This is a genomic window from Pseudomonas nicosulfuronedens (assembly GCF_005877905.1).
Lineage (GTDB): Bacteria > Pseudomonadota > Gammaproteobacteria > Pseudomonadales > Pseudomonadaceae > Pseudomonas > Pseudomonas nicosulfuronedens.
The window spans coordinates 215,360-224,602 of sequence record NZ_SWDV01000013.1; the positions used below are offsets into that span (position 1 = coordinate 215,360).

The 9,243-nt window shown below is 61.3% G+C and carries 8 protein-coding genes; 3 read left to right on the forward strand and 5 right to left on the reverse strand.

Annotation, left to right across the window (positions count from 1 at the left end; genetic code table 11):
• Window positions 1-59: 59 nt before the first annotated feature.
• A complete protein-coding gene (locus FAS41_RS13850) occupies window positions 60-1,043 on the reverse strand; it encodes a GlxA family transcriptional regulator (protein ID WP_138523156.1) in 984 nt (327 codons plus the stop codon).
• Between the two features lie 108 nt (window positions 1,044-1,151).
• Here FAS41_RS13850 and FAS41_RS13855 point away from each other — a divergent pair, with 108 nt between their 5' ends.
• Window positions 1,152-1,946 (forward strand): SDR family NAD(P)-dependent oxidoreductase, encoded by a 795-nt coding sequence (locus tag FAS41_RS13855; protein ID WP_138523125.1) that lies wholly within the window; start codon window positions 1,152-1,154, stop codon window positions 1,944-1,946.
• A 280-nt stretch (window positions 1,947-2,226) separates the two neighbouring features.
• On the opposite strand, the gene FAS41_RS13860 is transcribed toward FAS41_RS13855, so the two are convergent.
• The 4 genes from FAS41_RS13860 to FAS41_RS13875 all read right to left on the reverse strand — a co-directional run bounded on the left by FAS41_RS13860 (window position 2,227) and on the right by FAS41_RS13875 (window position 5,901).
• Entirely contained in the window at window positions 2,227-3,117 is an 891-nt protein-coding gene (locus FAS41_RS13860) for a serine hydrolase domain-containing protein (RefSeq protein WP_138523127.1), read from the reverse strand.
• A 243-nt stretch (window positions 3,118-3,360) separates the two neighbouring features.
• Window positions 3,361-3,999 carry an SDR family oxidoreductase gene (locus FAS41_RS13865; protein ID WP_138523129.1) on the reverse strand — a complete coding sequence of 213 codons (639 nt, stop codon included), beginning with the start codon at window positions 3,997-3,999 and terminating at the stop codon, window positions 3,361-3,363.
• A gap of 30 nt (window positions 4,000-4,029) precedes the next feature.
• Complete coding sequence (locus FAS41_RS13870) at window positions 4,030-4,959, reverse strand: alpha/beta hydrolase (RefSeq protein WP_138523131.1); 930 nt, start codon at window positions 4,957-4,959, stop codon at window positions 4,030-4,032.
• A 27-nt stretch (window positions 4,960-4,986) separates the two neighbouring features.
• Window positions 4,987-5,901 carry an alpha/beta hydrolase gene (locus FAS41_RS13875; RefSeq protein WP_138523133.1) on the reverse strand — a complete coding sequence of 305 codons (915 nt, stop codon included), beginning with the start codon at window positions 5,899-5,901 and terminating at the stop codon, window positions 4,987-4,989.
• A gap of 117 nt (window positions 5,902-6,018) precedes the next feature.
• On the opposite strand from FAS41_RS13875, the gene FAS41_RS13880 reads away from it, so the two are divergent.
• Together FAS41_RS13880 and FAS41_RS13885 are read left to right on the forward strand one after the other, a co-directional pair.
• Window positions 6,019-6,939, forward strand: coding sequence for a LysR family transcriptional regulator (locus tag FAS41_RS13880; protein WP_138523135.1), 921 nt, complete (start codon window positions 6,019-6,021; stop codon window positions 6,937-6,939).
• A gap of 580 nt (window positions 6,940-7,519) precedes the next feature.
• Window positions 7,520-8,953, forward strand: coding sequence for a basic amino acid/polyamine antiporter (locus FAS41_RS13885; RefSeq protein WP_138523137.1), 1,434 nt, complete (start codon window positions 7,520-7,522; stop codon window positions 8,951-8,953).
• Window positions 8,954-9,243 lie beyond the last annotated feature (290 nt).

Consider the following 9,243-nt stretch of genomic DNA (forward strand, 5'->3'; position numbering starts at 1 on the left):
CCATGCGAGCATGGAGTGCTGACTTCATTTTTGTGCCAATGCGGATTCATGGGAAGCAATCAGCTTGCTTGCCCATCAGTCAGTCCGGAATGAGCAGGCATTACCCTGCGAGCATCTCGGCGTACGGCTTGTGGCGGCACACCGAAGCCGCGCATGAAGACTTCTCGCATATGACGGCGATCTCGGAAACCTGTCTCCCTGGCCACTACATCGAGTGAGTGGCGGCTTTGCTCGATCATCAGCCGGGCGGCTTCCAGGCGCAGCCCTTCGATGGCCTTGGCCGGGGACTGCCCCGTCTCGGCGGTGAACACGCGGGTGAACTGGCGGGGGCTGAGGTGTGCGATATCGGCGAGTTCCTCGACGCCCAGCGGTTGCTTCAGGTGCTGTCGGGCATAGTTCAGGACGCTCTGGATACGATCGGATTTGGGGGCGAGGTCGAGCATTTCAGAGTGCTGCGATTGACCACCCGAGCGGTGCTGGTGCATCACCAACTTGTGCGCCACCGAGCGGGCGACCTCGGGCCCCAGATCCTTCTCCACCAGGCCGACGGCGAGGTCGAGGCCGGCGGTCATGCCGGCCGATGTCCAGAAGGGCCCATCGACGATGTAGATACGATCTTCCTCGACCGAGATATCTGGATGGCGACTCTGCAAGGCCTGGGCGTAGGCCCAATGAGTTGTTGCACGCCGCCCGGCGAGCAGCCCTGCTTCTGCGAGGATAAAGCCGCCAGTGCAGATACCGACGGTGCGGCGCGCTTGGCTACCGGCCTTGCGCACGAAGTCGAGAACCGTTGCTGCTGTCTCGCTCTCCAGCGGGTTGTTAACCCCGACCACCATCCAGGTGTCGGCCAGTCTTGGCGCTTGCAGGGGGCGGGTCTGCATCGTCAGGCCCAGCGAGGAACGAACCAGGCCTCCGGATGGCGAGAAGTGCTCGATGCTGTAGACCGGCTTGCCAACCGCCAGATTGGCAAACTCGAAGACCGACTGGGTGGCCAGGGAGAGCACTTGGAACCCGTCCGTAAGCAGATAGCCGATGCGGTGCATGATGAGTTCTCGAATGTCCTTAATCACTACCTTATACGTCATTTGAGATATCGCCAAGCTGCTGCATTCTGATCTCCAGTTCCTCCCAACCGCCGCTGGAGAATCGACATGACTCACTCTCAACCTGGTACTGCACTGATCACCGGCGCCTCGTCCGGAATTGGCGCCATCTATGCTGAACGCCTGGCTCGTCGTGGCTATGACCTGATCCTGGTCGCCCGTAACCGTGGGCGTCTGAATGCGCTGGCCAAGCGCCTGAGCGATGAAACCGGACGTGCCATTGAAGTCGAGGTCGCCGATCTGGCCGACAGGGCCGATCTGGCCCGGGTCGAAGATCTGCTCCGCTCGGATGCCAGCATCTCTGTGCTGGTAAACAACGCCGGTGTCGGTGCAACCCGCCCCTTGCTGGAGTCGAATGTCGACAAGCTGGAGGACCTGCTCACGCTGAACGTGAATGTGCTGACGCGCCTGACCTATGCCGCCGTGCCCGGCTTCGTCGCTCGCGGTGGCGGCACGCTGATCAACATCGCTTCCATCGTCGCCATTGCACCGGAGGTGCTGAATGGTGTGTACGGTGGCTCCAAGGCATTCGTCCTCGCCTTCAGTCAATCGCTGCGCCATGAACTGGCGGACAAGAACGTCCGAGTACAGGTGGTACTGCCTGGTGCAACCGCCACCGACTTCTGGGGCCTGGCCGGCACACCGCTGGAACATCTGCCGGACGCTATCGTGATGAAGGCGGACGACATGGTGGATGCGGCGCTCGCCGGGCTCGACCAGGGCGAGTTCGTCACCATTCCGGCGCTCCCGGAAATCAACGACTTGAATGACTATGAAACGGCGCGCCAGAAACTGATGCCCAATTTGTCGCGCAACGTGCCGGCAGCCAGATATCAGGTTTGAATCGGGCGAATACCGGGCCTGCCTGAGGGCAGGTCCGGCCTGGCAGGCCGACCAAGGCGTGCGGGTACCTTTCCTCGCACCACCTGGGCGGATGTCGAAACTGCTCGGGATATCATGTTCCACGTCGCTTCTGTGGGAGAGAAGGACGCCAAAGTTGAACGCGCGTTGGCGAACATCGCGCCACGTCTTCAAGGGGTTCGAAGGCGGGTGGTTCACTGTTGGCTAACGACCCAGCGAGGACATTGCGCAGAGAAGGCGCTCCGAGCAGGCTGGTGCAGCTTCAGCGTCTGGCTTCCAGTGCCTGTCGTATCCTTTGCACTAGCTGCTTTTCGAGAGCTGCCTCATCCGCCCCCATCGCGTGCATGGCACAGCAGGCGGTGGAGTCTCCAACGGCACATCGATAGACCGCAATAACGCTTCCTGGCCCGCACCCGGTATGCCCAGCCAACGTCAGATCACCCTCTATGCCTCCTCGCATCAGGCCCAGCGCATACCCAGGCGCTACCCAGGGCCGGCCTGCCATCGGGCCGCCCAGTGCTCGCGTCGCCTGCATTTCCTGAAGCAGGTTGGCGGGCAGGAGATCTCCTGCAAGCACACCATCAAGCAGTCGGGCAGCCTGCGAGACAGGGCCAATCAGCAGTCCGTGATAGACCCAGCCGGGGTCGTAATTCAACGAACTGCCCAGGCACGCTCCACTCAGTTCAGTTCGCTCCATTGCCAAGCGAGCCGTCGATATGCCCAGCGGGCCCAGGACTTGTTGCCGGAGAGCCTCTGAGAGCGGCAAATCGGCAGCACGCTCGATGATTTGGGCTACCAGCATGAAACCAACATTCGAGTAGCGCCAACCCGTTCCGGGGCTGTATCGGAGGCGGTGGCCATCCAGGCGCCGCATCATTTCGTCTGCGGGCCATGCTGGTTCACGGTTGGCTACGGCGGCGTGGTACTCGGCCAGTTCGCCATAGTCCGCAAGGCCTGCTTCGTGACGCAAAAGCTGGCGCAGAGTGAAGGCACCTTCGGGAAGCAACGCATCCAGATCGAGCCTACCGTCGCGCACCAACGTCAGAGCAGTCGCGGCCAAAACCGTTTTCGTGAAACTCCACCAGGGCACCAGGGGTTCGTCCTGCAAGGGCGGTGTTGTTGATCGGCCGTTGATAAGGGTAGAGCTCAGCATCAGATATTCGCGCAGGAATGACAGGTCAGTTTTGAGGATGGGACGACAACTTAGCCCATTTCCACGGGGCCCCCCACTTGATGTGTTCCGATACGGGGCATTCCACGCCAAAGACCGCTTCTGGCCGATGACTGCCCCTGGTGAGAGGCGGCTACAGACCCATAGCGGACGTTCAGGTACGACGCCGATCCGGCCTCAATGTCGTCCCCGCCACTTGGCTGGCGGGAATGCTCCAGTCAGGGACTACATGAAGTAAGGCTTGTCGCCCTCGCTCCCGGGTTTATTCACGCCCAGACTCGCACCCACATGCAGGCCGGGGGTCCGGATCAGATGGATGACCAGGTCGCCCACGCTCCTGCGCGACACCACCGTGCCTTTGAACGGTTCATCCTTGCCGGTGGTTTCGTAGTCCACTTCGTCCTCGTCGGTCAGCCACGCTGGGCGCAGGATGGTGAATTCCAGCCCTGAGGCTTCGATGGCATCGGCTGCGCGCCGGTAGTACTTGAGCGGCTCGCCGATGACTTCGTGATTCCACTGGCCAAACTTGCCAGGGATTTCGTCGTAGATGCCCAGTGAAAGGACAAAGATCAGGCGCTTGACGTGACTGGTCTGCATGGCATCGATCACGCTGTTTGCCTGCTCCTCCAGATCGTCGCCGCTGAGATTTGCATAGACAACGTCCTGGCCAGCCATGACCTCGCGCAGCAGTTCCTGATCCAGTACGTTGCCGATAACCACTCGAGCATTATCAGGCTCCGCTCCGGAAAGCTTCCTGGGGTCGCGCAGCAGTAAGGTCTGCTGCACTCCGCTCAGTTGCCCAAGCCCTTGTACGACCCACGAAGCGATCTGCCCAGTGGCGCCGAGGATGACTACATTTTTCATGAGGCGCTCCGCGTCTGCGATTTGCGTGGACTAAAGGTATTCCTTGAAGAAGGGCGCGACCTGAGCCATGGCCAGGGCCACAGGATCTGGCTTGTCGTACAGGTCGTAGTGCGACCAGCCTTCGGCGACGAAAATCTGCTTGGCAGCCGATGCTGCCCGGCCATAGATCTCCCAGCCGTCGCGGTAGGCGCCAAAGGCACCGGGCTTGTCACCAATCACCACCAGCAGCGGTTGGGTCAGTAGCGTTTCGGCATGGGCGAATGCATCCCAGGCCATCGCTGCACTGTTGAAGGAGAACAGGCCACTGGTGGCCCCATTGGGTTGCTGGCCGCGTGCGGACTTGTAGTACTCGGTGGCCTCCAGTACGTCGATGTCTTTCAGGCCGGCCTGTTTCCCGGCTTCCACCGACTCCGGCAGGTAGTCGATCACATGGCGTGGCGCGTCCTGGGCTTCGGCGGTGCGCTGGGCGGCCATCGCTTTCAGGGCGCCGAGCGGATCGAACTGGCTGAAACCTTCGCGGATCAGCCGCCCGAAGTTGACACCGGTAATCGAGACTAGGGCTTTGATGCGGTGATCAGTGATCGCTGCGTTGATGGTGTAGGCACCACCGCCGCAGATGCCGATGGCGCCAATGCGTTGCGCATCCACATAGGGCTGGGCGACCAGGAAGTCGATAGCGAAGCGGATATCGGAAACGCGGATGGCCGGGTCTTCGATGAAGCGTGGTTCGCCACCACTGGCGCCCTGGAAGCTGGCATCGAAGGCGAGTACGACGAAGCCCTGTTCGGCCAGTTGCTGGCCGTAGACGTTGCCCGAGGTCTGCTCCTTGCAGCTGCCAATGGGGTGGGTGCTGACAATCGTGGGGTATTTCTTGCTCTCATCGAAACCCGGCGGCAGGTACAGGTTGGCGGCCGAGTCCCAGCCCAGGTTGCGGTAGGTGACGTGCTGGATGGTGGTCATGCTGCGTGCTCCGAACAAGGGAATGGCTTACAGGCGGCTCTGGAAAAATCCGGCCAGCACCGACACGGCTTCGTCGACATAGGGTTGCTTGTCATAGAGCGACATGTGGTTGGCGCCCTCGATCAGGTGCAGGTGCTTGTCGCTGGAGGCCGCACGGGCGAGCAGGTCATCGCTCATCCATTTGCTGCCGGCCTGGGTGCCCGCGACGATCTGCAACGGTTGGGTCAGGAAGGCCTCGGCCTTGTGGTAGGCGTCGTAGGTGATGATCTGCGGCAGGCTGCGGGCGGTCATGAAGCCCGGTGCATTGGGGTGTTCGCAGCGCGGGGTGTGGTAGTACTCCCAGGCTTCGCGCAGTTCTTCGTTGGGGGCATCTTCTTCGCGCATCGGTGCCAGGGGCAGGGTGGCCAGCTCCTTGCCTTGTGCATCCTGGGTGCGGGCCTGGGAACCGTGCTCGATGTACGGCAGGGCCTCGGCATCCTTGACGGTGTTCTCCCAGCCATTGCGGAACATCTGGCCGATGTTCACGGCGCTGACCGTACCAACTGCCTTGATGCGGCGGTCATTGATCGCAGCGTTGGCGGTGTAACCGGCGCCTGCGCAGATGCCCATCGCGCCGATTCGGTTGGCATCGACGTACGGAAGAGTCGTCAGGTAGTCGATCACGGCACTGATGTCTTCGGTACGGATGTAGGGGTTCTCCAGCTGGCGCGGCATGCCGGTGCTTTCACCCTGGAAGGACGCATCGAAGGCGATTGCCAGGAAGCCCTGTTCGGCCAGCTTGCGAGCATACAAGCCAGAGGCCTGCTCCTTGACGCCACCGCCCGGGTGGGCAACGACGATGGCGGGGTACGGTTTGTTCTGGTCGAAACCGGCCGGCAGATGGAGATCAGCGGCGAGCGTGATGCCATGACCATCGAGGGTTTGAATGCGGATGTGTTGCATGAGCCTGGCTCCTGGGAGTGAGCAACAGGGCGTTGCTCGATGGATTCATGCTAGGCCCAGTTTTGTTTTGGAAAAACGTGCCAAAATCGACATGACTCGTAAGCAAAGCTAAACAATATGTCGATCAATCCTGCGCTGCTTCCCGGCCTGGCCTGGTTCGTCCACATCGCCCGCCATCGCAGTTTCACCAAGGCCGCGACGGAGATGGAAATTTCCCGGGCGGCACTCTCACAGCACCTCAAAGGTCTTGAGCAGCAGCTCAATGTCCGGTTGTTGCATCGCACGACACGGGACATGTCACTGACCGAAGAAGGCCGGCGCCTGTTCGAGGCGGTAGCGCCCGCGTTGAAGATGATCGACACAGCCGTTGCCGAGCTCAGTGAAGTGACGTCTGCGCCAACGGGTCTGATTCGAGTCAACTCCTCTCGCATCGCCGCACGGACATTGCTGGAGCCCCACCTGGGGGAATTCCTTTCCCGCTATCCCGGATTGCGGCTGGAACTGGTACTCAACGATGGCTTCGCCAACATCATTGCCGACGGAGCCGATGTAGGGGTTCGGCTGGGCGAGAGCCTGGACGAACACATGGTGGCCGTGCCGATCACGCCGCGAATCGAGATGGCGATCGTCGGATCACCAGCGTATTTCAAGCGCCATGGCATCCCGCAGACACCGGCCGATCTGGTGCAGCACAATTGCCTCGCCTACCGCTTCACCAGCAGCGGGACGCTGGATCGCTGGGCTTTTACGTCGCCGGAGGACGAGACAATCACTCAGGTGTTCGAGCCAAGGGGCAGCGTCGTCTTCAACGACGACGAGAGCATGCTCAAGGCCGCCGTCCAGGGCGTCGGGCTGATCAAGTACCTGGACGTCTGCGTCCGCGAGCAACTGGCATCCGGAGAACTGGTGCGCGTGCTGCAGCCCTGGTGCCAGTCCTTCCCCGGCTTCTACCTGTATGCCCCCACGCGCGCCCAGATGCCGGCCAAGGTGCGGGCGCTGATCGACTTCCTCGTAGAAAAGCGTGAAGCCATGGGCTGAATAGGATGGGGTTGCTCAATGTCCGCTCCTGGCCGATTTCTGCCGCTGGTGGGAGGCAGCTACCGACCCATAGCGGACATATGTTCGCGTCAGCCCTCCAGAGACTAATTGCAGCTTTCGGGTAGGTTGGATGCGCTCGTCTTACCTGGCATGAGCGGCTTCTCCTCATGATCCGCTCGCCTGGGTTTCACCCCGTTGCCATGGTCGATTTGAAAATGGTTGAAACTTCAGATATTGCCGGGCATCCCTCGCAATGCGGTGCTGAAGGCCTGCGAGCAACACCCTGGCGGAGTGTTGCCGTCGACGTCTGTGCAGTGGCTACGTGAAACCAGCTGACTTGTACCGCCGAACAGCCCGTACCCTTGTTCGGCAGATTGGCCAGCTGCCACTGCCTCTCGTTGTGCCGATCGCAGAGCAACGGTATGGCCGAGAAACTTCTGAAAACGGTGACGCTCGGCAACTTCTGCCTCATGCCCGATGTGCGTTATGTCTGTGGCTATACTCTGCGCCAGCCGAGCCACCTGCCTCGCGCAGCATCTGCAAGCCTTTCCCATGGCAGCCAGGGATATTGGAGGTCAACGTGAGTGAACGCCCCGTCACCAAGCTCTCTCTGCTTGCGCTTTTCGCGATGGTTGTCGGCTCCATGGTCGGTGCTGGCATCTTCAACCTGCCGGGACGCTTCGCCATCGCGACCGGTCCTTTCGGCGCCATCATCGCCTGGGCGATCGCCGGCACCGGAATGTACATGCTGGCTCGGGTGTTCCAGACCCTGGCCGCGAAGCGCCCGGACATCGACTCTGGCGTCTTCGCCTACGCCAAGGCCGGGTTCGGCGACTACGTAGGCTTTCTGTCGGCATTCGGCTACTGGCTGGGCAGTTGCCTGGGCAATGTCTTCTACTGGGTGCTGATCGGCTCGACGCTCGGGCGCTTCTTTCCCGAGGTCTTCGGCGATGGCAGCAGCGCCCCGGCCATCGCCGTCTCGCTGGTCGGCATCTGGCTGTTCCACTTCCTCATCCTGCGTGGGGTCGAGCAGGCCGCCTATATCAATACCGTGGTGACCATCGCGAAGATCGTGCCGATCCTAGTGGCCATCCTCTCGTTCATCTTCTTCTTTCACTACGATCAATTCGCCGAGAACTTCTTCGGCGGCACCGGCATGCCGGAGAAGCCCCTCCTGCAGCAAGTGCGGGACACGATGCTGATCACCGTCTTTGTGTTCATCGGCATCGAAGGGGCCAGCGTCTACTCGCGCTATGCGCGGACTCGCTCGGACGTCGGTCGCGCCACCATCCTGGGATTCGTCGCCGTTACCGGCCTGATGGTGGCGGTAACCCTCCTGCCTTACGCCGTAGCGCCACGGGCGGTCATCGCAGGGGTTGCCAACCCTTCGTTGGCGGGGGCCTTGGAGCTGGTCGTCGGCCACTGGGGGGCGGTGTTCATCTCGATCAGCGTCCTGGTTTCGGTCCTCGGCGCCTACCTCGCCTGGTCGCTTATCTGTGCCGAAGTGCTGTTCGCCGCCGCCGGCTCCAAAGACATGCCCAGGGTCTTTGGGACGCAGAACGCCAACGCGGTTCCGGCCAACGCGCTCTGGCTCACCAACGGGGTGGTTTCCTGCTTCGTCATTTCGACGTTCTGGTCGCGCGATGCCTTCAACCTCATGCTGGACATGACCAGTGTCACCGCACTGCTGCCGTACTTGCTGGTTGCCATCTACGGCGTGCAGGTGGCGCGCGGCGGCGAAGGCTACGAGCACACTTCCGGCGAGCGAGGACGCGACCTGGTGATCGGTGCGCTTGCCGTTATCTACACCCTGTTCATGTTCGTGGCTGCCGGGCTCGAATATGTTCTGCTGATGGCAGTGCTCTGCCTGGCCGGTACGGTGCTTTATTTCTGGGCCAGGAAGGAGCAGAACGCTCGGCTGTTCTCCGGTGTCGAGTTGTTGATATTCGTAGTGACGATTGCTGCCGCTCTCGGCGGGATCTATGGCTTGGTGACCGGCACCATCAAGATCTAGGCCCCGCGGGCGCCCCATGCATCTCTTTCAAAACCGTTTCCGGGGCAGTCCTTAGTCGCTTGAGTCGCGCCGGCGCATTGTGTCGAATCGGCAGTTGCAGGAACCCACGCGGACGGTAGGTCGCTTTCATGCGCCCATTCCAGAATCCGGCGGCGCTCCAGAGAAATCTCGGTTGAAGGAGCTGCAGTTCGCTCCCCTCAGAATCAGGTACGCACTACAGCTGCGGTTCCGAACGCACTATTGGCAGCCGGTTTGCGCGGACGGATCATTTCTTCTAGTTCTCGAATCAA

Excerpts from the sequence above, each read along its gene's own strand:
- FAS41_RS13865 (WP_138523129.1), bottom strand. The coding sequence starts at position 3,999 with ATGAAAAATGTAGTCATCCTCGGCGCCACTGGGCAGATCGCTTCGTGG.
- FAS41_RS13870 (WP_138523131.1), bottom strand. The coding sequence starts at position 4,959 with ATGACCACCATCCAGCACGTCACCTACCGCAACCTGGGCTGGGACTCG.
- FAS41_RS13875 (WP_138523133.1), bottom strand. The coding sequence starts at position 5,901 with ATGCAACACATCCGCATTCAAACCCTCGATGGTCATGGCATCACGCTC.
- FAS41_RS13850 (WP_138523156.1), bottom strand. The coding sequence starts at position 1,043 with ATGCACCGCATCGGCTATCTGCTTACGGACGGGTTCCAAGTGCTCTCC.
- FAS41_RS13855 (WP_138523125.1), top strand. The coding sequence starts at position 1,152 with ATGACTCACTCTCAACCTGGTACTGCACTGATCACCGGCGCCTCGTCC.
- FAS41_RS13880 (WP_138523135.1), top strand. The coding sequence starts at position 6,019 with ATGTCGATCAATCCTGCGCTGCTTCCCGGCCTGGCCTGGTTCGTCCAC.
- FAS41_RS13860 (WP_138523127.1), bottom strand. The coding sequence starts at position 3,117 with ATGCTGAGCTCTACCCTTATCAACGGCCGATCAACAACACCGCCCTTG.